This window comes from Paenibacillus sp. 01T424, assembly GCF_056398745.1.
The window spans coordinates 1-22,614 of the sequence record NZ_JBFTPZ010000025.1; the positions used below are offsets into that span (position 1 = coordinate 1).

Annotated in this window: 27 protein-coding genes; 7 read left to right on the forward strand and 20 right to left on the reverse strand. The window is 46.3% G+C overall.

Features of this window, described 5'->3' with window-relative positions:
* Positions 1–590: 590 nt before the first annotated feature.
* The gene (locus AC1DPK_RS18665; protein WP_477511279.1) at positions 591–1,223 is read right to left on the reverse strand and encodes an O-methyltransferase; all 633 of its coding nucleotides are present in this window, start codon (positions 1,221–1,223) and stop codon (positions 591–593) included.
* Between the two features lie 142 nt (positions 1,224–1,365).
* Between AC1DPK_RS18665 and AC1DPK_RS18670 the strand changes: the two genes are divergently transcribed.
* Both AC1DPK_RS18670 and AC1DPK_RS18675 read left to right on the forward strand, forming a co-directional pair.
* The gene (locus AC1DPK_RS18670; RefSeq protein ID WP_076266796.1) at positions 1,366–2,508 is read left to right on the forward strand and encodes a THUMP domain-containing class I SAM-dependent RNA methyltransferase; all 1,143 of its coding nucleotides are present in this window, start codon (positions 1,366–1,368) and stop codon (positions 2,506–2,508) included.
* Between the two features lie 27 nt (positions 2,509–2,535).
* Positions 2,536–4,569: an LTA synthase family protein gene (locus AC1DPK_RS18675; RefSeq protein ID WP_477511280.1), complete on the forward strand. Its 2,034-nt coding sequence runs from the start codon at positions 2,536–2,538 to the stop codon at positions 4,567–4,569.
* Between the two features lie 122 nt (positions 4,570–4,691).
* Here the strand turns inward: AC1DPK_RS18675 and AC1DPK_RS18680 are convergent, their stop codons facing one another.
* The 8 genes from AC1DPK_RS18680 to racE form a co-directional block, all read right to left on the reverse strand.
* Entirely contained in the window at positions 4,692–6,134 is a 1,443-nt protein-coding gene (locus AC1DPK_RS18680; protein ID WP_477511281.1) for a PDZ domain-containing protein, read from the reverse strand.
* A gap of 86 nt (positions 6,135–6,220) precedes the next feature.
* The gene (locus AC1DPK_RS18685; RefSeq protein WP_076266793.1) at positions 6,221–6,520 is read right to left on the reverse strand and encodes a hypothetical protein; all 300 of its coding nucleotides are present in this window, start codon (positions 6,518–6,520) and stop codon (positions 6,221–6,223) included.
* On the reverse strand, positions 6,483–7,097 hold the full coding sequence (locus AC1DPK_RS18690) for a DUF3990 domain-containing protein (protein WP_477511282.1): 615 nt from the start codon (positions 7,095–7,097) through the stop codon (positions 6,483–6,485). The genes AC1DPK_RS18685 and AC1DPK_RS18690 overlap by 38 nt, the downstream gene beginning before the upstream one ends.
* Positions 7,098–7,207: 110 nt before the next feature.
* Entirely contained in the window at positions 7,208–7,432 is a 225-nt protein-coding gene (locus AC1DPK_RS18695; protein WP_076266791.1) for a YuzB family protein, read from the reverse strand.
* Positions 7,433–7,469: 37 nt separating this feature from the next.
* The gene (locus AC1DPK_RS18700) at positions 7,470–7,772 is read right to left on the reverse strand and encodes an iron-sulfur cluster assembly accessory protein (RefSeq protein ID WP_339203589.1); all 303 of its coding nucleotides are present in this window, start codon (positions 7,770–7,772) and stop codon (positions 7,470–7,472) included.
* 45 nt (positions 7,773–7,817) lie between these two features.
* Positions 7,818–8,051 carry a hypothetical protein gene (locus AC1DPK_RS18705; protein ID WP_076266789.1) on the reverse strand — a complete coding sequence of 78 codons (234 nt, stop codon included), beginning with the start codon at positions 8,049–8,051 and terminating at the stop codon, positions 7,818–7,820.
* A gap of 78 nt (positions 8,052–8,129) precedes the next feature.
* Positions 8,130–9,035: a M14 family metallopeptidase gene (locus tag AC1DPK_RS18710; RefSeq protein WP_339203591.1), complete on the reverse strand. Its 906-nt coding sequence runs from the start codon at positions 9,033–9,035 to the stop codon at positions 8,130–8,132.
* 102 nt (positions 9,036–9,137) lie between these two features.
* Complete coding sequence (gene racE, locus AC1DPK_RS18715; protein ID WP_477511283.1) at positions 9,138–9,947, reverse strand: glutamate racemase; 810 nt, start codon at positions 9,945–9,947, stop codon at positions 9,138–9,140.
* A 328-nt stretch (positions 9,948–10,275) separates the two neighbouring features.
* Between racE and AC1DPK_RS18720 the strand changes: the two genes are divergently transcribed.
* The 3 genes from AC1DPK_RS18720 (at position 10,276) to AC1DPK_RS18730 (ending at position 14,268) form a co-directional block, all read left to right on the forward strand.
* A complete protein-coding gene (locus tag AC1DPK_RS18720; RefSeq protein WP_477511284.1) occupies positions 10,276–11,082 on the forward strand; it encodes an SDR family oxidoreductase in 807 nt (268 codons plus the stop codon).
* A gap of 48 nt (positions 11,083–11,130) precedes the next feature.
* Complete coding sequence (locus AC1DPK_RS18725) at positions 11,131–12,876, forward strand: alpha-glycosidase (RefSeq protein ID WP_477511285.1); 1,746 nt, start codon at positions 11,131–11,133, stop codon at positions 12,874–12,876.
* A gap of 171 nt (positions 12,877–13,047) precedes the next feature.
* The gene (locus AC1DPK_RS18730) at positions 13,048–14,268 is read left to right on the forward strand and encodes a sugar phosphate nucleotidyltransferase (protein ID WP_477511286.1); all 1,221 of its coding nucleotides are present in this window, start codon (positions 13,048–13,050) and stop codon (positions 14,266–14,268) included.
* A gap of 134 nt (positions 14,269–14,402) precedes the next feature.
* On the opposite strand, the gene AC1DPK_RS18735 is transcribed toward AC1DPK_RS18730, so the two are convergent.
* From AC1DPK_RS18735 to AC1DPK_RS18755, 5 genes are all read right to left on the reverse strand, one after another.
* A complete protein-coding gene (locus AC1DPK_RS18735) occupies positions 14,403–14,819 on the reverse strand; it encodes a YtxH domain-containing protein (protein WP_441880991.1) in 417 nt (138 codons plus the stop codon).
* Positions 14,820–14,870: 51 nt separating this feature from the next.
* Entirely contained in the window at positions 14,871–15,347 is a 477-nt protein-coding gene (locus tag AC1DPK_RS18740) for a DUF948 domain-containing protein (RefSeq protein ID WP_441913066.1), read from the reverse strand.
* Between the two features lie 216 nt (positions 15,348–15,563).
* Positions 15,564–16,220: a helix-turn-helix transcriptional regulator gene (locus AC1DPK_RS18745; RefSeq protein WP_339209688.1), complete on the reverse strand. Its 657-nt coding sequence runs from the start codon at positions 16,218–16,220 to the stop codon at positions 15,564–15,566.
* Between the two features lie 150 nt (positions 16,221–16,370).
* Entirely contained in the window at positions 16,371–16,790 is a 420-nt protein-coding gene (locus AC1DPK_RS18750; RefSeq protein WP_441881081.1) for a DUF86 domain-containing protein, read from the reverse strand.
* Positions 16,791–16,942: 152 nt separating this feature from the next.
* On the reverse strand, positions 16,943–17,230 hold the full coding sequence (locus tag AC1DPK_RS18755) for a Dabb family protein (protein WP_076266783.1): 288 nt from the start codon (positions 17,228–17,230) through the stop codon (positions 16,943–16,945).
* A gap of 110 nt (positions 17,231–17,340) precedes the next feature.
* Here AC1DPK_RS18755 and AC1DPK_RS18760 point away from each other — a divergent pair, with 110 nt between their 5' ends.
* Entirely contained in the window at positions 17,341–17,607 is a 267-nt protein-coding gene (locus tag AC1DPK_RS18760) for a hypothetical protein (protein WP_076266782.1), read from the forward strand.
* Positions 17,608–17,676: 69 nt separating this feature from the next.
* Here AC1DPK_RS18760 and AC1DPK_RS18765 read toward each other — a convergent pair whose 3' ends face one another.
* The 4 genes from AC1DPK_RS18765 to AC1DPK_RS18780 form a co-directional block, all read right to left on the reverse strand.
* The gene (locus tag AC1DPK_RS18765) at positions 17,677–18,066 is read right to left on the reverse strand and encodes a cupredoxin domain-containing protein (protein ID WP_441880990.1); all 390 of its coding nucleotides are present in this window, start codon (positions 18,064–18,066) and stop codon (positions 17,677–17,679) included.
* Positions 18,067–18,201: 135 nt separating this feature from the next.
* Positions 18,202–18,603 (reverse strand): YhjD family protein, encoded by a 402-nt coding sequence (locus AC1DPK_RS18770; protein WP_083681694.1) that lies wholly within the window; start codon positions 18,601–18,603, stop codon positions 18,202–18,204.
* Between the two features lie 245 nt (positions 18,604–18,848).
* Positions 18,849–19,085, reverse strand: coding sequence for a hypothetical protein (locus AC1DPK_RS18775; protein ID WP_441880989.1), 237 nt, complete (start codon positions 19,083–19,085; stop codon positions 18,849–18,851).
* Positions 19,086–19,201: 116 nt separating this feature from the next.
* Positions 19,202–19,777: a GNAT family N-acetyltransferase gene (locus AC1DPK_RS18780; RefSeq protein ID WP_441880988.1), complete on the reverse strand. Its 576-nt coding sequence runs from the start codon at positions 19,775–19,777 to the stop codon at positions 19,202–19,204.
* A 129-nt stretch (positions 19,778–19,906) separates the two neighbouring features.
* On the opposite strand from AC1DPK_RS18780, the gene AC1DPK_RS18785 reads away from it, so the two are divergent.
* The gene (locus AC1DPK_RS18785) at positions 19,907–20,578 is read left to right on the forward strand and encodes a class I SAM-dependent methyltransferase (protein WP_477511287.1); all 672 of its coding nucleotides are present in this window, start codon (positions 19,907–19,909) and stop codon (positions 20,576–20,578) included.
* A 52-nt stretch (positions 20,579–20,630) separates the two neighbouring features.
* On the opposite strand, the gene AC1DPK_RS18790 is transcribed toward AC1DPK_RS18785, so the two are convergent.
* Positions 20,631–22,199, reverse strand: coding sequence for a sensor domain-containing diguanylate cyclase (locus tag AC1DPK_RS18790; protein ID WP_477511288.1), 1,569 nt, complete (start codon positions 22,197–22,199; stop codon positions 20,631–20,633).
* Between the two features lie 80 nt (positions 22,200–22,279).
* Positions 22,280–22,585 (reverse strand): ArsR/SmtB family transcription factor, encoded by a 306-nt coding sequence (locus AC1DPK_RS18795; protein WP_441880985.1) that lies wholly within the window; start codon positions 22,583–22,585, stop codon positions 22,280–22,282.
* Positions 22,586–22,614: the final 29 nt, after the last annotated feature.

Sequence of the window (22,614 nt, forward strand, 5' to 3'; positions counted from 1 at the left end):
GTCCGTATTCATGGAAGTCTTCAGGACTGGTCACCTTACGAATATTTACAGTTGATACTTTCTGAAAAACTAAAGCCTCAAAAAATTGCAGTATGATGCGATTGAATAAGAATGAGTGCGCATGTGTCCAAATTTAGGGGGTTAACCCGAAAACCTACTTCGAGCATTTCCAACACGCCAGATAGAAGCTGTAAGAACACATAGGTTCTTACAACTGACAAATCGTCGCTACTTTCACCCGATAAGCACATATTTGCGCTTAAAGCCATCTCTGGGCACTCCCAACACGCCAGATAGAAACTGTAAGAACACATAGGTTCTTACAACTCAAAAATCAACGTTACTCCTACCCCATAAGCACACATATGCGCTTAAAACCTACTCCGAGCACTCCCAACACGCCAAATAGAAGCTGTAAGAACACATAGGTTCTTACAGCTCACAATTCAACGTTACTCCTACCCCATAAGCACACATATGCTCTTAAAACCTACTTCGAGTATTTCCAACAAACCTAACTCCCACCAACTATCAAAAAAATGCCCTGATCCCCTCCAGCATTATACCGATGGGAGTCAGGGCTTGCTCTATTACTTCACAATCGCTATCGCTAATCCATCGTAGCCCGGTAATATCGTGCTCTGCAAACGATCGTCTGTTGCGATGATCTCATTAAAAGAGCGCACGGCACGAACCGCTGGACCTTCCTTGGCTGGATCGATCGTTCTTCCTCGCAGTAAAATATTATCGCCTACAATAATCGCTCCCGGATTAGCGAGTGCAATCGCGTAGTCCAGATAGATGGGATATCCTTCTTTATCTGCATCGATAAAAAAGAAATCAAACTTCCTGTCAGCAGACTTCAGCTCCGCAAGGCTTTGCTTCGCATCACCAACCATATACTCTACCTTATCTCCGAGTCCAGCTGCTTCCATATGCAGCTTGGCTAGATCAGCATAGTTTTGCAGCAGCTCAAGCGATACTAATTTACCGCCCTCTTGCAAGCCCCGTGCCAAGCAAATGCCGCTATAGCCGCCTAGTGCTCCAATTTCAATAATATTTTGTGCTTTCGACAGCGATACAAGCATCGTTAACAACCTGCCATACCCATCAGCAACTGATATATCCGGCATTCCATTAGCCGCTATACCTGCTTTTGTACGCTCAAGATCAGCATCTGCCACATAAAGCGAATCCACATATTGTTCATTTTGCAACGTCATTCTACTCTCTCCAATTTTACAATTTGTAAAAACAAGCTAGTTTGTCCTATACTTGATTGTATGTTTTTGTTCACGGGGTTACAAGCTTATGCTTTAGATATGAAGCTAAGGTCACCAAGAATTAATGAAAAGAGAGTGTAAAATGGAAAAGTTACAATTGATCGCAACTGCGCCAATGGGGCTTGAAGCGGTTGTTGCACGTGAATTGAAGGATCTAGGTTATACGGATCTTCAGGTAGAGAACGGACGCGTTAATTTCACAGGCGGTCCTATCGATATTTGCCGCACCAATCTTTGGCTGCGCACAGCAGGCAGAATTCTAATCAAAATGGGAGAATTCCCTGCTACCACCTTCGATGAATTGTTTGAGGGCACCAAAGCGCTTGATTGGCCGACATGGATTCCGAACGACGGTGAATTCCCTGTAAATGGCCGCTCACAAAAATCTCAGCTGACAAGTGTACCTGCCTGCCAAAGTATCGTAAAAAAAGCGGTCGTTGATAAAATGTCTGCACGTTATGGTACCGAATGGTTTCCCGAAAACGGCGGACGTTATGTAATAGAAGTTACGCTTATGAATGACCGTGCCATGCTGACACTGGACACTACAGGCGATGGCTTGCATAAACGTGGATACCGGAAAGTAGCTACCGAAGCTCCAATTAGGGAAACGCTTGCCGCTGCTCTTGTTCAGCTTAGCCGCTGGCGTCCTGATCGGCCGCTTTATGACCCATTTTGCGGTTCCGGTACGATATTGATTGAAGCAGCAATGATTGGCTGGAACATCGCACCAGGACTGCGCAGAAGCTTTAACAGCGAAGGCTGGCCGCTTATTCCGAATGAGCTGTGGGATGAAGCGCGCGATGAAGCATTTGATTTGGTAAAAGATGATGTTCCGCTTCAAATTGCAGGTTCTGATATTGATCCAGGAGCGATTGAAATCGCAGAAGCTGCTATTAAGAAAGCGGGTTTCGGCAAAGAAATCAAGCTTACTGTACAGCCCGTTGCCAAAGTGAAGCTTGAAGGCGATTACGGCGTTATTATTACGAACCCGCCATACGGCGAACGTCTCGGCGATGATGTACAAGCAGAGGCTGCGCTGCGTCAGTTCGGATTGACTGCGCTCCATTACCCAACTTGGTCGTATTTCTCGATTAGCCCATCAACGACAATCGAGCACTATTTCGGACGTCCTGCGGATAAGAAGCGGAAGCTGTTTAATGGGCGTATCGAGTGTAATTACTTGCAATTTTTTGGCCCGCTTCCCCCTCGCGGAAATCGATAGTAACGAAAGAGGAAGGATATTTTATAGATGTTATATAATAACCACTCAGCTTTACGCCGCTTGATGAGCAAGATTCTGATAGGGCTCGAGCGGCTGAAGGCTGTAGACTTGCTTTTATTTGTSGCTGTGATGATGGCGAAGGTTTATCTATTCAATGCCATTCTTGACGTACCAAAAATGAAAATGACCGATAAAGATGCCCTTATCGAGCTCGGAGCCATTTTATTGTTCAGCTTCTGGACCATTTGGCTGCCCGCACGCGGACGGATCGTTGCACTTATCGTGTTGAACCTGATCGCATCCTTTGTTTTGTATGCCGATATTATTTATTATCGCTACTTTCAAGATCTGATCTCCGTTCCGGTATTGCTTCAGTTCAGTCAAGTGGACTCCCTAGGCGAGAGTATCGGCACACTTCTCCGAGCGACGGATTTTATTTTGTTCCTAGATTGGATTGTTATCATTCCATTTGCGATCTACGCATTATGGCGAGGGCGGAGCGATCTTCGTCAAGCAAATGAGTATCGTCGCAAGCCTGCAGGCATGCAAAAGGCAATCGTCCGCATCGTTCTAAGCGCTGTGATTTTTGGCATCGGAACATCGCTTGTTTTCACAAACGTAAATGAAGCGAAGCGTACGTGGGGACAAGGTATTTTGGTCGGCAATTGGTGGAATCTGTCCATCTACAACATGACGGGTGCGCTTGGTTTTCATGGCTATGATGTGTATCTGTATGTCAAACAACACTGGCTGGATGCAGAGACGGTTACCGCTGAGCAGTATTCGGGTGCAAAAAACTGGATTCAAGAACGCGGCGACCAGCGGAAAACGTTTGAACAGGATGCTTTATTTGGCGCATATAAAAACAGCAATGTCATTATGCTTCAGCTCGAAGCTTTCCAAAACTTTATGGTTAACAAATCAATCGGCGGTCAAGAAATTACCCCGAATTTAAACGATTTAATCGAGCAGAGCGCCTATTTCAGTCAATTTTATCAACAAACCGCTCAAGGCAGAACCTCGGATGCCGATTTCATGGCAAACTGCTCCATGCAGCCCGTCACGAACGGCTCGGTTTTCATCCAATATGCACCAAACGAATTCGATTGTATGTCCAGCACCTTGAAAGCAAACGATTATGGGACATCCGTCTTCCACTCTTATGAGGGTGGTTTTTGGAACCGAAATACGATGTACAAAAACATGCAATATGATCAGTTTTACAGCTTAAAGCATTTTCAACTAGATGAAAAAATCGGCTGGGCTCTCGGAGACAAGTCTTTCTTCCGACAATCCTTTGACGTCATTGCCGATCAGAAACAGCCCTTTTACTCCTTTCTGATCACACTCTCCAGCCATTATCCGTTCACGATGCCGGAAGAGGAGCAAAAGCTTAACCTTGGCGAGCTAGATGGTACATTAATGGGGGATTATTTGCAATCCATTCATTATGTAGACGCCGCGCTCGGTGAGCTGGTTGATCGAATGAAAGCAGAAGGGCTTTGGGATCATACGATTCTCGTCATGTACGGGGATCACGACAACTCAATTAATGACTGGTCGTTGTTTGAGGCTTTCCTTGGCAAACCGCTGAATGATTTAGAGCGTCAAATGATTGTGAAACAGGTACCTCTGCTCATACATTTGCCTAAGAACGAGCATGCAGGAACGTATACGAATGTAGGCGGTCAGCTGGATGTAACGCCTACGATTATGCATCTGCTCGGCATCTCGACGGCTGATCAATATTTAATTGGCATGCCTCTGCTTATGGAAAATCCTCTCCTTGGCAAGAAGGTTGTGCAAAGAAACGGAGCCTTCACTGATGGTACCCTCTACTTTATGCCTTCAGCAGATGGCATCGCTGAGAACGGAGCATGCTGGAACATCCAAGACAATGCATCCATACCAGTCAGCGGCTGCATAAGTGCCTTTGAAGACTCGCGCACCGAGCTGAACATGTCGGATCAAATCGTCATGAACAATCTCATCGCTGACTTCAAGGAGCAAACCGCTACAGAAGCTCGCAGCAGCAATGGGCTTGAGACAGCTGGTCGTTAACGTTGCAGCTTGGATAGCTATGATAAAGCAAAACAAAAGAACCTTCAAATCCACATTCAATAGCGGATTTCAAGGTTCTTTTTTTATATCCTTTATACTCTTATCATTTACTTCACATTTAGCTACTTTTTATGCTCAGACAGCCAATTCAGCACATCGTCAATCGTGTTCACTGGCACAATATTGAGATCAGGCGCTCCGCTGCGAGCGTCTCCTTCCAGCTCTGCCGGCACAAAAAACACATCCGCATCCGTCCGGCTGATTGCATAAGCCTTTTGCTTGATGCCGCCAATTAATCCAATCGAGCCATCTGCTTCAATTGTACCTGTACCCGCCACCTGATTGCCATACGTAACGCCGCCTGGTGTCAGCTGATCAATAATAGCCAGCGTCAGCATCGCTCCATGAGATGGACCTCCAATATGCGCCATAAAGCGTTTGTAATCGATGTTAAGCGGGATATCGAGAAGCAGCTCTGTTTGCACCGAAATGCCGAACACTGCTCGGTCTGGCGAATCAGCTGAGGCCTTCGTCTTAACCTCCGTTTGTGTCTGAACCCCTGCTCTCCTTAGCGTAATCTGTACGGACTCGCCAGGCTTTACCGCTTTCTCCATGTAGTCGGTCATCTCGCCAATCGATTTAACCGCTTGCCCATTCATCGCATCAATAATATCGCCAGCTTGCAGCTTCTGCTCGGCTGGACTATCCTTTACGATGGCAACAATTCGAATGCCATCTGGCTTAATTCCGCCTCCAACGCCTGCTTTCTGCATGGCAACAGCTGCTGCAACACGATTCGCATCTGTTTTCATATTAACGACTTGTGTGTACGATTCCGTCAGCGGCGGTTCATTTTCTGGTATTTTCTCGAAGCTATACATCGGAAGCAGCTTGGCATACAACCAATCAGCCGGTACGGCCGGCCTCTCGAATACGAGTATGCCGTTTACCGTTCCTCCGCTGTTTTCGCTCTTCTCTACATGCGCATAACGATTCATATTGAGCGTCATCCCCGGGTATGTGACGCGATAGCCGGTAGGGCAGAGCAAAACCAATAGAAGCACTATCGTAATCGTTAGAGTGACCACCCCGCGCTTTGGCAGCCACAGAGGGCTTAGAAGCCTCTTGGGAGCGTTCGAACGATTCCCTCCTATATTCAATGCCCTCGCCGCTCGCGACCGCTCTAACGCTTCAGTAAGAAGCATATCTACAAACACTAGCGGTGCAGCAGCGCCGATAACCAGCAGCATCTGGAACAGCATCTCTGGCGCAAACAGCACATAACCTGCTCCGATTATGCCTAGTCCAGCGATTATAATGCGTACTAGCTGTAAAATAAGCGTCCAGCCTTTTCTTTTCCGCTGCTGCCAAACCCCGAGCAAGGCACCAGCCGCCCAGCTAATCGGTATAAGGGCTAATATATTGAACAACCAATCGATCATTTCTATCCACTGTATCCCGCCGGATGTCTTCAGCGGGGCCGGCAGCCAAATGAGCTCTGCTGCAGCCAAACAGACAAGCGCTAGGACTAGTCCAAATAGGTAATAACGTGCTGGCCTCAGCATTCTTTTCCCCCTAAGCTTTCTCAAACGAAGCATATGTATTTCTTTTAGGATAAACAAAGGACCCGGGCGATACACATCGCGGGGTCCTATTTCATTTGCAAATATTGCCGCTGTTCCGAATCAATGCCTCTGTCTCTCATTTCGCCTTTCTCCACGCTTTGGATACGTTCAAGCCACTGCGCTGGGGAATGGTTCATACGACGTGCACGATCGAGCAGTTGAGCATACTGGGCACAATTGTCATACCCGCTAAGCTTGCGGATAACCTGAATATATTCGACGACAAGTTCTCTTGCATCCGCTGCGGTATAGCCGTATTCGGCAGCTAAAGCCTCAGCAATTCCGCGTTCATATAAGCTTAACCTGACCTGTGTTTTCACTTTCATGATACATCCACCTGCTTCCCGTATAAATATGGTAGCCGACTAGTTTCAAATGAGATTCCCACCGTTCGGAGCAAAAAACGACCTGATTGCCGAGCCGCAGCGAATCGAGCTTCCTGCCTTTGCGCGACACTGTAATTTGCTCATAAAACCATTGCTCATCTTTCTTTAATTGTACTGCTTTATGTACGATTTTTCCAGTGTCATTGTCCGCCATAGGACCGATGATGATATCTGGATGTGCATCACAGGGATCAGCACCTTTGACCGCTGCCTTGCGGTGAGCAAGAATGAAGGACGCCCATGCCGGTGAATCGGATAAAAACAAAAGAGGCTCGACCTGTTCCGGTACCGAGGTCAGTTCTACGACAAGCACGCATGGACGACCGCCGTCCCATGACTCCTTTGCTGCCTTATGCGACCATTTGCGTGCTTGCTCAGCCGATATTGTCGTATAAAATCCTTCTCCAAAATCTTTCCCCGGCCGCCAATAGGGTGAATTCAACAGCTTCTGCCCAAATGATTGCACAGTGTTGCTTGTGGTTCCATGATATAAAAGCTGAGGCGTCGTTATGTCCACGCTCGCACTCCTTTCGTTTGGCTCCTCGTATGAAAATACAAAGACCCTACGAAATCAAACTGTCGCAGGGTCTTGTCGTGTATGTCGTTCTATAATATTAATATTGTTATTTATTTCTTGATGTAAGGAATGATCTTCTCGATGACCTCATCCTCTGAAGGCGCCTTAATGTACCGTCCATTAACAAAAATAAATGCATAGCGGGCACATGGCCCGCAGTACGACTTGCATCCTACACGAACCTCTGTGTCCGGCGCCAGCTTCTGCAGCTTGGGCAAAATCGATTTGATCTTCGTATGCTTGCATTTGTCGCAAACCATTATATCGTTAGCCATTATTCATCGTCCTGTCTCAACCGAATACGGAAAAATGCTAGTGATCACCGTGGTTGCCCTTGGTTGGATTCGTAACGGCAAAACCTTCTTCAGGCACATAGAAATAATCGATGCGAACGCCGTCCAGAAAAGCATTGTCTTTCTCCAAAATAACATCGATCCCTTTGTCAGTGGATACAACAATATCCTTCTCAGTCGGCTCGTCGATTCCCATACCGTAATGAGCATGGTCGCCGTGCGAATGAGTGACATAAATACGCAGCTTTTTACCTTCGTTTTCAGGCTTGTCCAGCTCTACTTGTAGAACTTTAGCAGCATTTTTTGAAATTTTGCAGTTCATAAATTATCCAGCTCCTCTTATCGTTAGGCCTTTCGGCAATCGTTATTATTTTATATTATACTTGCTCTCCATTCTACGGGCAAACCATTCGGCAAGCACCATCGTAACCGCGATGTCGTCAATCGGCATGAACGGCATGACGTCCGGCAAAACCCAGTAAAGAAAAACAGGCACGGAAAAAATCAGCTTGTCCAGCAGTGAAACATCCTTTGATCGAAGCAGCTGAAAAATACGGACAAACGTACGCTGCCAATGGCGCAGCGACAGCAACTTACGCATGAAATCCCACCTTTGCTGACCTTTTCCGATTAGTATAGCATAAGCATGGCGTAATTAACTACTAGAGGCCAGCGGCCGCTAAAGGCGAAGCGCCTCTAGCAGCAGCGGCTGCAGCTCCACATAAATTTGATCAAAATTACTCATCGGCAGCGGATTTTCGCCATAACCCGCTTCCACTGTAAAGCCAGGTCTGCGGAACTGATGAATGAACCAGTCCTTATATCCCGCATCGCTGCCAGTCAGCTTTACCGCTTCATATCCACTTGCCTGAGCGAGCCGTTTGGCAAGCTGCTCTGCATTTGCAGGCTCATAATCACGATAATTCCAATAGATTTCCCGCCCCTGCGTATGAAGAGCAAGAACCGCATCGAAACCGATTCTACTCGTAAATTGAGCCATGGCATTCGCCTCCGGCTCACTTAGCGGATACGGTCCTGGATAGTCGCGTGGTCCAGGTCCCTCTACCCCTCTGCGCTTGCACTCCTCTTCCCAAAACGCAGGGAATTGATCATTTAAGTCAACACCTCTAATGTTGGCCTTCCAGTTGCTGAACTGATCGGAGCCGCCATTCCACTCCATTAGCTGCTGATAATAAGGATGCCTCGGCAATGCTCCGTATTGTGCGAGCTCTACACCATCTGGGTTTACCATCGGGACAGCCCATAAAGTCACGTCTTTGCACAAATCGGCCACTTGCTGTCCACCCATTCGCTCCCCGCTGCAATAAGCTGCCGACAAATCAGCAACGAAGCGCATCAGCAGTGCAGAGGTAATCCATTCATTTGCATGAAAAGAGCCGTTCATATGAATTTGACGCGGGCCGTTGCCGCAGCGGAGCGCCAATAACGGCTTGCCCATTACGCTCTCCCCAATAATATGTGCCGATAAAAACGAGTATCTGCCTGATAGCTGCCGAACACCCTCCACTAAATCAAGATAGCCATACGTTTGTAAGGAGTATATAACCATCGCCCCCAGCTGCATAAATTTGCTCCTATCATGCTATGCAAGGTCTTACTTGTCCTATGTAGCAATCAACAAAAAGAAGCCTTGCTATGTTTAAGCCCGGCTTCAGTTTCTTATCATTTAAATGATATTGGGTATTTGCCAAACTACAGGCGTCAGTTCAATCTGCTTCCCAAGCCACTGCTGAGTAATGGATTGAAACATCCGCGGATTTCCGCTGCAAAAAAATTGATGCACCGGTTCCCTCTCCTCGCTCGCAAGCTGGTCATTGTTTTCCAAAATACTCCTGATCTCGCGTGTCGTCTCGTCCGCTGAGCTGATGAGCTTCACGCTCTGGCCCATCACCTCGGATATGGTTTCTGCTAGAAAAGGATAATGCGTGCAGCCAAGTATTAACGTATCCATTGGAAAAAGCCGCAAATGCCCAATGGAGCTCTGCACCGTTTCGTATGTTTCAAAGGAACGAAAATTCCCCTTTTCCACTAGCGGCACAAATCTCGGGCACGCTTCGCTTATCACTTGCACCTTCGGCGACAACGTCTTTAAAGCTTGCTCATAAGCACCGCTTTTGATCGTTCCCTCTGTGCCGATGACACCAACATAACCCGTAGCTGTAAGGCCTATAGCTGCTCTTGCACCAGGATCAATGACGCCAACAACCGGGATCGCGACTCTTGAGCGAATGTCTTCAAGTCCGGCCGCTGTTGCTGTGTTACATGCTATAACAATCATTTTCGGATTAAACTGAATTAAGTAATCGACGATTTCCCTCGTAAAACGAACAATCTCTTCTGAAGAACGCGGTCCATAAGGCGTTCGAGCCGTGTCTCCAAAGTAAAGGATTTTTTCTCGCGGCAGTTGGCGCATAACTTCCTTGGCAACGGTGAGGCCGCCAACGCCTGAGTCCAGTATTGCAATCGGTTGCTGCACAAACACACCGCTTTCCTAAACATAATGTGATGAATAGAGACAAAATAGCATATGAATACAGGCACAAAAACGTACCAGTATCTTATCGACATTTCGGACAAGCGGTCTGAAATTTAAAATTGAAAGCTCAATGTAAATGACAAAGGACCGTCAATGACTACGTTACGTAGCATTGACAGTCCTTTTTTGGTTAATCCAGCAATAATGCAGAGGAATAAATGGGTGCAGCCTTTTGCATTCGGTTTAGATCATCTCGGATCGGGTACATACGTGTAGAAACAATGTGGAGCATTGCATTTGGATTGAAAACAAAAAGGAGGGCGTTCAGATGACAAAAGTGAAATATCCGATCGGCCGTTTACAAGAAAAGGTCGCTCTCATTACCGGGGCAGGCTCTGGTATTGGCAGGGCAGCAGCTTTGAAATTCGCGAAGGAAGGCGCCAATTTGGTTCTGCTTGATGTTAAAGAATCCGCCATGGAGCAGGTATGCCGCAGTGTTCGAGAATACAATGTCGACTGCCTGCCTATTGAAACTGATATTTCCAATGAAGCTCAGCTTGCAGACGCCTATCGACAAGCACGCGAGCATTATGGACACCTAGACATTGTATTTGCCAATGCAGGTATTAACGGTGTATTAACACCGATTGAACTGATGGATATCGAAGACTGGAATACGACGCTTCAAGTTAATCTCACCGGCACATTCCTGACTGTAAAACACGCTATTCCATTGTTAAAGGATAAAGGCGGAAGCATTATTATCACCAGCTCCATAAATGGTAATCGGGTGTTCTCGAATATCGGTTTCAGCGCCTACAGCAGCACGAAGGCTGGACAGGTCGCTTTTGCCAAGATGGCTGCTTTGGAGCTTGCCCAGTACAAAATTCGCGTGAATGCCATCTGCCCCGGAGCTATTGAGACGAATATCGAGCAAAATACAGAGCGTACGCCAGAGCTCGAGAGTGTGTCGATTCCCGTTGAATATCCAGATGGCAGCCAGCCGCTGGAAGATGGGCCTGGCAGCGCAGCTCAAGTGGCCAAGCTTGCATTATTCCTCGCATCTGATGATTCGGACCATGTCTCAGGTACCACTGTTTACATAGACGGAGCAGAATCCTTGCTGCGCGGATAGCAATTATTAAGAATAGATAGAAGACCATATGATAAGGGGCGAACGCCATTGTTTAAAGAATGTTTACATCATTCATCGGATCTGAAATGGGCATATGCATACGATCGTGATACTTTCCATCTTAGACTTCGCACCAAAAGAAATGACGTTGAAGAGGCTGTTGCGGTAACAGGAGATAAATACGATTGGGATCAGCATCATCATGATGTTCCGATGGAAAAAATAGCTGCCGATTCCCTCTTTGATTATTGGGAAGCTGCCATCAAGCCGGAGTTTCGGCGTTTTTCGTACGGCTTTCGTGTACGCAGCGGCGAAGAAACGTTATGGCTCATCGAGAATGGCATCTTTGAGGAGCAGCCCACCCCAGCTGGCGGATATTTTGAAATTCCTTTTATTCATACGGTCGATTTGTTTGATGCGCCTGAATGGGCAAAGGAAGCTGTTTTCTATCAAATTATGCCCGACCGCTTCGCAAATGGCGATACGGCCAACGACCCCGACCACATACAGCCCTGGGGTGAAGCGCCGAGCGGCGAAAGCCACTTTGGCGGCGATCTGCAAGGCATAATGGATAATCTCAAGCATCTGACGGACCTCGGAGTTACGGCGATTTATTTGACGCCTTTATTTACAGCACCGTCAAATCACAAATATGATACGGTCGATTATATGCAAATCGATCCGCAGTTCGGAGATGCCGAGCAGCTTAAGAAGCTGGTTAGCACTTGTCATGATCTAAATATCCGAGTTGTCTTGGATGCTGTCTTTAATCATACGAGCGAGCAGTTTCCACCTTTCCAAGACGTGCTGGCAAATGGAGAAAATTCGAAGTACAAGGATTGGTTTCATCTGAATGGCTTCCCTGTAGAGGTCAAAGACGGTGCAGCAAATTATGCTACGTTTGGATTTTATGGCAATATGCCGAAGCTGAATACCGCAAACCCAGAAGTAAAACAATTTTTGCTTGATGTTGCTGTGCACTGGATTAAGGAAGCAGATATCGACGGATGGCGGCTCGATGTTGCCAACGAAATTGATCATGCTTTCTGGCGGGATTTCCGTCATGCCGTTAAGGCTGAAAAGCCGGATGCTTTTATTATCGGCGAGGTATGGAGCAATGCTCTTAACTGGCTGCACGGCGATCAGTTTGACTCTTCGATGAATTACCCATTTGCGCAGCACATCTTGGATTTTTTTGCTTCCTCCGAAGGAAAAGCATCGGATTTCGCCGATCAAATCAACCGTTTACTTATGCGATATCCTCAGCAAACGAATGAGGCGATGTTCAACCTCCTATCCAGTCATGACACACCTCGTGCGTCAACTCGTTTAAATGGAGACAAGCAGCGTTTAAAGCAAGCCGTTGTATTCATGATGACTTCTATGGGTATCCCTTGCATCTATTATGGCGACGAGATTGGAATGGATGGCGGCGATGATCCGGACTGCCGCAAATGCATGGAATGGGATGCGGACAAACAGGACCGCGAGCTGTTTGATTTCTATCAGCTCCTCATTGCCCTACGCAAGCAGCATACCGTCCTTCGTGATGGACGATTCCGCTTCTTATTTGCAGATAACGAACGTGGCGCCTTCATTTATGAACGCTTAAACGCCAATCAACATTTCACCATCTGGATTAACCATACCGAAGAAACCGTTAAGCTTACGCATCCAATGGAGGCGGACGACTGGAAAGATGCGCTCTCGAATGAAGAAGTAACCACATTCGAAGAGCAGCTTCAGCTTGAGCTCAGTCCGCATGACTTCCGAATTTTGTATAGAAATATCTAATCATTTGAGGGCTTTTGCACCGTCTTTCTGGCGGAGCAAGAGCCCTTTTCACTTATCTATTTCCCCCTTTTTTTCTCCGTATCGGTTTCAAAGTCACCATGAAAGGTTAATGACTCCATATAAGAAACAGAGCCAACACTACTACACTTACTGGTCAGGGGGGAAATTGAATTGAAGAACCATACTGAATGTATTGCTATGCTGTTAGCCGGTGGAGAAGGGCGGCGCCTAGCCCCGCTCACAAGTCAGTTTGCCAAACCTGTCGTACCTTTTGGCGATCGCTTCCGAATGATTGATTTTCCACTTAACAATTGTGCAAACTCAAATATTACTACGATTGGCGTGCTTACGCAGTACTGCGCCGAAAGCGTTCATAAATATGTAAATCAATCCACGAACGGCTATCAAACGGATCAAGCGAATAGCGGAGTAGCCTTCCTCCCTTCTTCAAGCAAATGTTTAGAGGGCTATGCAGGAACGGCCGATGCTATTTATCAGAACATCGACTTTATCGATGAGAAAGCTCCTGAGCATGTACTAATCCTCTCGGGCGACCACATTTACGAAATGGACTACAAGCCTATGCTTGAATTTCACAAAAATCGCGGTGCAGCCGTTACGATCGCCGTTAAACAAGTTCCTTGGCGCGAAGCAAGCCGCTTCGGTATTTTAGAAACTGATGAACAATTTCGGGTCAATTCCTTTCATGAGAAACCTTCGGATCCTCGCAGCAACTTAGCTTCCATGGGCATTTATTTATTCCGCTGGGCAGACTTGAAAAAAATACTCATTGAAGATGCTGCTTCGGAAGCGTCAACTCATGATTTTGGCAAAGATATTATTCCTGCTCTTCTTTCCTCCAAAACCAATATGATCGCTTATCCTTATAACGGCTACTGGCGGGATGTCGGCACAATCAACAGCCTATGGGAAGCCAACATGGATCTGCTGGATGGCGAGCTAAAGCTTGGCGCAACCAAGTGGACAGCTCAATCCGGAACAAACCAGTCTAGCGAAAAGCCTTACTTAAGCCCCGAAGCATCAATTACCGACTCCATCCTCCACCCCGCTTGCGCTGTGGAAGCAGAAGTAACACGCTCCATCATTTGCTCAGGCGTTACGATAGGCGTAAACAGCGAAATTTATGAGAGCATCATCATGCCGGGAGCCAGAATTGGAAGAAATGTTACGCTCCATCGCGCCATTATCGGTGAAGGTGCTATCATTCATGACGGCGCGTTCGTCGGTCGATTAGATGATGAAATTTCTGTAGTAGGGCCAGGTGAAGCCATTACCGCAACTTCACCATCGATGAACGACTACAATATGGAGCCGCTCGCAAGCTTGCTTCGTCCCGTATCCAATTACGTTCACAACCATATTGTTGGCTAACCCCTATCCATACTCGTGAATAAAAAAACAAACGGCAGGAGACTTCGCTCCCTGCCGTTTGTTTTTTTGTATTATACGAGTGAACCATTTTACCCATTGTCTAATTTACGTATGTTGCATCTACCGCTAAGTCTCTATTGTTCCTTTGCTGTAGCAGCTTCTGTTTCTCCGGCTTCTACTGCTTCAATTGCGCTTGCTGCTTGCTCATTGCCCTCTTCTGTAAATGCAATATCGCCACTAACCGCTTCTGTTTCTTCTGTACCCTTGTTGCGGCCTCTTACCGTGCTTACAACGCTGCTTGCCGCTTGTTTCGTACGATCGGCAATTTGAATCGCTTGGCCGCTGATCTGTTTAGCAATACGGCCCGTCGTATCGCCTACTTGACCTGCAACTCTAACCGTCGTTTCTCCAACCTTCTGCGCGCCTGTTGAAATATCCTGACGCAATTCCTTGCCCGGCTTCGGTGCTAGCAACAATGCAGCAATCGAGCCTACAACACCTCCAGCTAATGCGCCGAGAAAAAATCCTTTTGTTTGTTTACGTGTTGTCATTGTTTTTGCTCCTTTCGTGTTTAGCGTGCTCTTCGACCTTAGCACCTTGACTTAAGATTCCGATTCGAATACAGGTCCATGCTCATCTTCGGCAGTCGTTGCTGCCTTTCGGCTAGTTTGCCACAGCTGCCATGCCGCCATCCCTAGCTCTGCCCATTCAAGCGCCTCACCGACCTGCCGCTTCGTCTCGTGCCGCTTCGCATGCTGCTCAGCCGACTCCGATAATATAGACGTTACCCGCTCAACCGTCGATGTCGTGTGGGCAATTGCTCCGCCGACCTGCCCTGCCGCTTCAAATAGCTTGCTCATGGCTTGCAGCTGACGGTGTACCGCGCGAATCGCTTCCTCGGTCGGCTGCACAAGCCCGCTAATCTCAGCGGATAACTTACTGAGGTCCTGCCTCATAACCTCCGCTTCAGCCTGCACTTGCTTCACTCTGCTTAGCGCCGACCGCAAGGCAATGAGTATACCGCCAACTAGAATGACAAATGCTCCAGCAACTACCGCTGCGCTCCACATCATGACCATGCCTGCATCCCTACTCCTCTATCAATTGCAGGATCATACGTATATGCTCCTAGACGAATGCCCACTTGCGTAATGACAGTATAAGCAGCATGGGCTTGTCATGACACAACCGAAATAAAAATGATAAAGCATCACTGCTTTCTCCACATTGGCAATAAAAAAAGGCTGCCTCAGCAAATCTTCTCCGATTTGCAAAGACAACCTCTATTTATTTCATCAACCGATATGGTAGCTGCACTTGCCGCCGCCCTTCGCCAAACATTCCGTTCGTTCAACAGGCACGTCAAGCAGCGATTTAAACAAGGAGAGCTCACATTTGCAAGCTTGCAAATATTTGCCGGCTACTTGAGCAATCGGACAATTATACTCATACAACATATAGCTGCCATCGCTTTGTGGTTCCACTTCAGCCATATACCCTCCAGCGTTCTGAATCGCTGCGAGCTCACTCACCTTTTGCTCCAAGCTCTTGCCCGCCATCCGCGGCTCATAACGCTCGAGCAGCTTGTTCTTGCGTCCATCAAACATCCGGTCAATAAGCGCTGCGGTATCCGGGTCATCAGCGAGCTCGCCCAGCAAGTCGAGTGCGAGCATATGATAATTTTTTGGGAAAAGCTCATCCGCCTCAGCTGTCAGCTCATACGCATGGAGCGGTCTGCCCATGGCTTGCCGCACCGATACGATATTCACGCTGCCTTCGCTCTCTAGTGCATACATATGCCGCCTGATTGCCATTTCCGTTAGTCCGAGCTCGCTTGACAAGGAACCAGCATTCAATCTGCCGCCTGTTTTCAGCAGCATCAATATGCGCTCTCGCGTGGAATGATCGCCGCGCGAAGCTGCCGTTATATCTGATGCACTTGCCGTTTTCATCCGCTTCAACCCTTCACCACCTTTGCAGGCTTGATAGCGTCATTGTAACGTATTTTTAGTTTTTCGTAAATCAAGCGTAAAACAATCATAAAGTCATAATCTATGCTTGCTCTGCAATCGTAATGGTTTACATGCAAATAGCAAAAACGCCTACAGCTCGCGTTCTAAATAATCATCAATCGATTGCTTAAAGGCAGGCAGCAGAGTAGTAAGCGTCTTCGTAAGCGGATGAAGCTCAGTTCTCGGCCAAACATAATAGTCCTGCACTAACGGCTTCCGAAGCTTCACCAGCTCCGTCAGCGTCGCCTGCATTTCAAGCGGAAACGCGCCTGCCTCGCCAGTAATATCGATGATGTCCTCATAGCTGCTCGCATCCCGCAAAATAAACCCGTCGATCAAGAAGCTGCCAACATCTGTTACGGTTTCAATAGCCAGATGCAGCGCTCTTTCCTGCGCCAGCCCCTCCAGCACCGTTCCCTGCCAATTAGCGGCAAGCGAGTCCAGCGCCGAAGCAATTTCAGTAATCGAATTCAACCTTACCGCTATTTGTTCACGATTCACATAATACATCAATCAGTCGCCCGCTTTCAGCCTTGCTTCTTTTTTTTCCCTTTGCGTTTCAGCCACGCCACCATAATAATGCTGCTAAATATGATAACAAGCAAATAAGTAAATATTTCGTATACATCCCTCATGTCGCTCATAACTGCTCAACCTGCCTCTCAGCTTTCAAAATCAACGCTGACGGAAGCTTCACGAACTTGCATCATGTGTTCAATAACTTTTTTATGTACAGGATGCACTTGATACACTTCTAGCGCTTCCAAAGATTCGAACTTCGTAATAAGAGCGATATCGTAAGAACGCTCCGAATGCACAACATCCACGCCAACCTCAATCGACTTTAATACTTCGATTTGCCCTTCCATATCCCTAAGCACTTGTGCGGTACGCGCTACGCTCTCTGCGCTGCCATCTTTTAATTTAAAAAATACGATATGAGTAAGCATTATTTAGTTCCTCCTCTAATATTGACGCATAACTTTTGTCTATTTGTCACATAATAACCTATGCAGTCGCATTACGGCAATCTTTAACACGAAGGGGCTCGGTGTACGTTATGCGCTATCCGGTTACAATTGTTGCAACAATTATTGGACTAGCTATCTGCTTGTTCAACTCCACGGGTTACGACCCGCACAATCTTGTTTTCTTCATGTTTAGCATTCCCGCTTGGGTCGTTGATTTATTTGTTGACGTGCACGAGGTTAACGTCTTGCTCATGTATGTGCTTACTGTTGCTACATGGGCGCTGCTTGGCTTTCTCGCCGACGTTCTAATCGTACGCAGTCGTGATAAAGAGCATCATCCTCGTTCAGCACGATAGCTTTATTTTAGGCAAAAAGGAGCCTTTCGGCTCCTTTCTCATTTCTACAGCACATGAATCAATTACGCACTAGGCTGCTTCAACCACTAAAGTCGATTCCATCGTTGTATGTCCTTGACCGCATGGAATGGAACAATAGATTCTGTAAGTACCTGGCTCTTTAAATTCCAAATCTGTTTCCGGGTGATCGTTATCCAAAGCTACTTGAAGCTCGTCAATATGCATCCCGTGGATACCGCTTTTGTTGGAAAGTTTTAGTCTAACTTTGTCTCCAACTTTAACTTTGTACTCTTTTTGATCAAATACAAAATCGTTGGACGCTACAACCTTCAATAAAGTCATGCCCTCTGGCAACGAGGCAGACTCATCAACCGGCTTAGCTGGCAGTGCGAATGTGAGCAAATATAAGCCCAGCAAAGACGCCGCTGCGAATACAGTAAACATAATCCACTTATGCATTGCTATGTGCTCCCCTTTGCGATCATAATGTCTACCTCTTATATTACATAAGATCGTCCGAAGTTCTCAACCTTAAACTACGGAAAGCTGAAAAGTTTTTTTGTTATTTTGACAAAACCATGAACAATTACAAAATTAGCTGGACAAATACTGTTTTAACACCCGTTCAGACTCCGCTTTTACAAAGCCCCAGAGCATAAAAAAACGATGATGGTACCCTCTGCACACATATTCGGCATGCAAACCATCGGCTTCGCGCTTCTCCTCATACACCTTTATTCCTGTTTCGCGGAATTTCCTTCTAATTCCAGCGAGGTCAAGCAGCACCCGATCCTGCATGCCGCGCATCATCGATTCATAAAACCGCGGCAGTTTAATGGCTGAAGTGCCGATCACACGTATATCATGATCCAAAATACGCATAACAATGCCAAGCAAAACGTACTGCTTCACCAGCACAAGCTCTTCCTCGGTCTGTATCGGTGGATTAGCTGCCATTCTGACTTTTCCGCGGGCTTCTTCCTCTTTAGCGGCCATTGCCACCCCTCCAAATAAGAACGTTTGTTCTTATTATAGCGAGGAGCGAGGATTTGATGCAAGTTAATTTACTAATACCCAAAAGTTAACTTTTAATCCTGCTTGGCACGACTGTTTGTGAGTCATTGATTCGTATCCGTTGCATGACATAGGCATAAATCAATTTTTACCAAACCCAATGTAATGCAACATGCTTTCATTATGTACGTCTTCATATTACCATAGTAAAATCACGAAATTCAAAGTCAACTAACCTGCTTCTCCCAAACCAAACAACCCCTATAAATACAAAAGGAACCATCGCTGTAATTCGCGTGATTCCTTCGGTGTTTCTTATTCAGCTTCGCCTGCTTCTCCTGCAAAGTAGGTGTACGTTTGATCGTTGGATTGACGCCCAGCCAGCTGCCCCGCAGTGCATCCGGCGTCATGCGCCCTTGCTGCGCCAGCTTCTGCCTTGCTTTTCTCGCCTTGCTAATAGACATTAGTAATGCCTCCCAAAAAAAGTATTATAAAGCAGCACCGCCGAGCAAGTATACATTTAGCTTCCTGCGGCTCGCTTCCTCCTATTATACGATGAAAACGTCCTTTGCGAAAGACGCTAACGTGCGTGCAATAATTCAAACTCCTTGCGCAGCATCGTAAATACAAGCAGCTCAATAAAATTCCCATCCTCAAACTCAAATTCCCTTGGCTGACTATCCTGTTTGAAACCGAGCTTACAGAGCAAGTTGATCGATGCAGTGTTTGACGGATCTACCTTTGCCTCGATGCAATGGAGCTTCATGCTGTTGAAGCCAAAAGCGATAATGGGCGCCGCTACCTCACTCATAATCCCTTTCCGCCAGTAGTTTGGAGATAGATCATAACCTAAATCCGTACGCGCATGCTCCTTCAAGTAATGTAAAAACCCACAGGTGCCGATTACTTTACCCGAGCTCTTCTCTTCAATTATCCATCTGATGCCTATTTGTAGAGCATAAATCTCCAAATGCCAATTCATTTCCTGCCATGCCTCGTCTTCTGCCGAGAAAGGCAGCAGCGGTGTATATTTGACAACATCATCATTGGAATAGAGCTCAAACAATTCATGCACATCCCGCTGCTCTGTTTTTCGCAAAATAAAACGATCCGTCTCTATTCGCGGAAACGTCTGAAATGAGAATGACGCACCCATCTATTCAACCCCTTTTCCCATCATACAAACACGTAAAATACATAATCTTTCCCTTGCATCATAAGCTTGAAAAATGAGCCTTGCATGTGAACTTGCCATATAATCACGTTTGCGGGAGGAAAATAATGCATGTTAAATCCAAATGAACACAGCCGCGAAGAAGCACGCTTCTTCACATCGACTGATCCGAGGATAGATACGCTTATCTATCCTTTGCCTGAAACCTGGTGGAGCCGTCCCTATGAGTATGAATGGTGCCGAACGCTCATTTCACCAAATGATATCGTACTGGATGCAGCCTGCGGCATTTCGCACCCATTAAAATTTTATTTGGGTGGCGTTTGCAAGGAGGTGCATGCTTGCGATTTCGATGCGCGCATTAGCTCGTGGGAGGCTATTTCTCAGGAAGTTATTCAGGACGTAGGACAGCCAGCTCTCCAGTTAATAACCAACCACCAGGGTTGGTCCAAGGTTCAATATGCTCAGGCAAGTATAACTGACCTTCCTTATGAGGATAATTATTTTGACATCATCTTCTGTATTTCTGTGCTTGAGCATCTAAGACATGTAGATCAGGACCTCAGCTTAAAAGAATTCGCAAGAACAGTGAAACCAGGAGGCCGGATCGCGCTAACCTTCGATTATCCGACCGTTGACTTGCAGCAGCTCAAACGCGCCGCCGAATCCGCAGGACTCACATATGGCGGCGAATTTGAGGCGACGCCCAGCTTTACTGCCATTAGCTCAAATATGTGGGGAACGTTATATTGCTTTAGAGTACTGTTAAACAAACCAGTATGATTTTCTATTTAGGATGAATGGCGTATGGAGCAGAGCAGCCTTAACCGAACAACTAATCCTCTCGTCCGCTTAATGGCTTATTGTTGTAAACCGTTGTTCGGTTTCTGCCTGTTTCCTTCGAGCGATAAAGCGCTTGATCCGCCATKTCAATTATTTCCTTCGCATCCTTCGCCTTCCCACTCGACATTGAAATGCCGATTGAAACGTAGATTGGACTGCCAGTCGGACTCGCGCCAGCAGCGATTCCTTCTCTAAGCCGCTCCGCAATATTGGTTGCCGTAGGAATGCTTCCTAGCTTAACCAGTATGCCAAACTCTTCACCGCCGTAGCGGAAGCTAAGATCGTGACTTCTGGAAAATGCTTTTATTTGCGCAGCTGTATAGATTAATACTTCATCTCCTATAAGATGCCCGTGCTGATCGTTAATTTTTTTGAAATGGTCAACATCCAGCAGTATAAGCGCAAACGGTATATCCTCGGCAATCCACTCCTGAATGGTCAAATCAAATGTTTTCCTATTCGCAAGTCCCGTAAGCCCATCCAATCGAATTTCCTTGTTCAGTAAATTAAAATGGTTATTTATACTTTGATTAAGCTGTCTCACTTCATAGATGTAAGAATTTGTTTTGGGCATTTTGGAACGTATCGCCTTTGTTGATAAAATCGCTTCCTCTGAGAAAGCAGCTAGTTCAAATAGAGGCTTCGATATTAAATGGGAAACATACCACGCAAGCAGCAGGATTACGATAAATAACGGGAGAAATTGCAGCAGTATACTCCATATCAATTCATTTAACGGCTTATCAATAATTGAAGCAGGCGTTTGTGCTACGATGGCCCAACCGGTTATCGACTCGTTCGCATAACCCGCAAAATAACGATTCTGCTTTGAATTAACGATCTCCTGCGATCCGCTATGGCCAGCTAACGCCTTATTAATAACCTCATTTGAAGCAATTATTTCATTAATTCGCTGATGGTCCGGATGGAAAATAAGGCGGCCTTGCTTATCTGCTACGTAGACGTAAGATCCGTTTCCGTAAAAATGTTCGTTGAGCAATTTGCTAAGCGCGTTGCTCTCGCTCAAATAAATGGTTCCAGCTACAAAACCTTCATATTCGCCTTGTTCATTAAATATGGGTGAAGAAATTAGCATAAGAAGCTGGTTCGTTGTTGTCCCCACATAAGGCTCTGAAATAAGCGGGCGTTTCTGTTCAACCGCTTGCTTCGATGCGTAAGAGTTCAGCACTGCCCCTGCCTTGACTCCTCCGTTTGACAAACTAGATAACATCACTTTACGATTGGAATCCACAATGATAATCGCATTAAAATATTGCTCATTCGCATCGTACCAGCTATCCAATTCCTTTTGCGATATATTTTGTATGCCTGCTCTTGCCGCTATGGCATCAACATTGTTGCTAATAATATCCAATAATTCTTTCGTATTAGAGGACAGCTTTTGCGCATATTGATAATTGCTTTCCAAATAACCCGACGTTAGTGAAGTCTTATTTGTCGTCCATGCAAAATAACCGCCGATGATGGCGGTTAAGATAACAGAGCCGATTACGAACAGTCCCAAGACGAATCGAAGTTTTAAGCCTTTGCGTGTACCCACAGTTGTTCCTTCTCTCGTTGCCAAAGTACAGCCTTATTTTAGCGTATATGGGCGAGAAAAGAAATAGTCCTTACTTTCGTCTATACAGAAGCCGGTTGAATAACGGCCGTTAACAGGCCTGGAAACCGAGCATCCAAATCCTCTGTGCGCAGCGTCAAAAAATGCTGGGTGCCTTGCTTTCTAACATTCACTACACCCGCTTCACGCAATGTACGAAAATGATGCGTCATTGTAGACTTTACGACAGGAAGATCAAAGTGGCCGCAGGACTGCTCGCCATGCTTAACAATAGCGACAACAATGCTAAGCCGAATAGGATCACTTAATGCATATAAAACAGAAGTAAGCTCAATATCCTCACGATTGGGATGGAATAATATTTTCAAAGGCATTCGCACCTCTCTCATTAAGTACT

What these genes read in the sequence shown, in the direction of transcription:
- AC1DPK_RS18750 (WP_441881081.1), bottom strand. Translation starts at nt 16,790, where the DNA reads ATGTATTATGTGAATCGTGAACAAATAGCGGTAAGGTTGAATTCGATT.
- AC1DPK_RS18760 (WP_076266782.1), top strand. Translation starts at nt 17,341, where the DNA reads ATGCGCTATCCGGTTACAATTGTTGCAACAATTATTGGACTAGCTATC.
- AC1DPK_RS18770 (WP_083681694.1), bottom strand. Translation starts at nt 18,603, where the DNA reads ATGGCCGCTAAAGAGGAAGAAGCCCGCGGAAAAGTCAGAATGGCAGCT.
- AC1DPK_RS18705 (WP_076266789.1), bottom strand. Translation starts at nt 8,051, where the DNA reads ATGCGTAAGTTGCTGTCGCTGCGCCATTGGCAGCGTACGTTTGTCCGT.
- AC1DPK_RS18785 (WP_477511287.1), top strand. Translation starts at nt 19,907, where the DNA reads ATGTTAAATCCAAATGAACACAGCCGCGAAGAAGCACGCTTCTTCACA.
- AC1DPK_RS18740 (WP_441913066.1), bottom strand. Translation starts at nt 15,347, where the DNA reads ATGGTCATGATGTGGAGCGCAGCGGTAGTTGCTGGAGCATTTGTCATT.
- AC1DPK_RS18745 (WP_339209688.1), bottom strand. Translation starts at nt 16,220, where the DNA reads ATGAAAACGGCAAGTGCATCAGATATAACGGCAGCTTCGCGCGGCGAT.
- AC1DPK_RS18755 (WP_076266783.1), bottom strand. Translation starts at nt 17,230, where the DNA reads ATGCTTACTCATATCGTATTTTTTAAATTAAAAGATGGCAGCGCAGAG.
- AC1DPK_RS18780 (WP_441880988.1), bottom strand. Translation starts at nt 19,777, where the DNA reads ATGGGTGCGTCATTCTCATTTCAGACGTTTCCGCGAATAGAGACGGAT.
- AC1DPK_RS18700 (WP_339203589.1), bottom strand. Translation starts at nt 7,772, where the DNA reads ATGAACTGCAAAATTTCAAAAAATGCTGCTAAAGTTCTACAAGTAGAG.
- AC1DPK_RS18685 (WP_076266793.1), bottom strand. Translation starts at nt 6,520, where the DNA reads ATGAAAGTGAAAACACAGGTCAGGTTAAGCTTATATGAACGCGGAATT.
- AC1DPK_RS18665 (WP_477511279.1), bottom strand. Translation starts at nt 1,223, where the DNA reads ATGACGTTGCAAAATGAACAATATGTGGATTCGCTTTATGTGGCAGAT.
- AC1DPK_RS18710 (WP_339203591.1), bottom strand. Translation starts at nt 9,035, where the DNA reads ATGCAGCTGGGGGCGATGGTTATATACTCCTTACAAACGTATGGCTAT.
- AC1DPK_RS18670 (WP_076266796.1), top strand. Translation starts at nt 1,366, where the DNA reads ATGGAAAAGTTACAATTGATCGCAACTGCGCCAATGGGGCTTGAAGCG.
- AC1DPK_RS18765 (WP_441880990.1), bottom strand. Translation starts at nt 18,066, where the DNA reads ATGCATAAGTGGATTATGTTTACTGTATTCGCAGCGGCGTCTTTGCTG.
- AC1DPK_RS18680 (WP_477511281.1), bottom strand. Translation starts at nt 6,134, where the DNA reads ATGCTGAGGCCAGCACGTTATTACCTATTTGGACTAGTCCTAGCGCTT.
- AC1DPK_RS18775 (WP_441880989.1), bottom strand. Translation starts at nt 19,085, where the DNA reads ATGTCTATTAGCAAGGCGAGAAAAGCAAGGCAGAAGCTGGCGCAGCAA.
- AC1DPK_RS18735 (WP_441880991.1), bottom strand. Translation starts at nt 14,819, where the DNA reads ATGACAACACGTAAACAAACAAAAGGATTTTTTCTCGGCGCATTAGCT.
- AC1DPK_RS18720 (WP_477511284.1), top strand. Translation starts at nt 10,276, where the DNA reads ATGACAAAAGTGAAATATCCGATCGGCCGTTTACAAGAAAAGGTCGCT.
- AC1DPK_RS18695 (WP_076266791.1), bottom strand. Translation starts at nt 7,432, where the DNA reads ATGGCTAACGATATAATGGTTTGCGACAAATGCAAGCATACGAAGATC.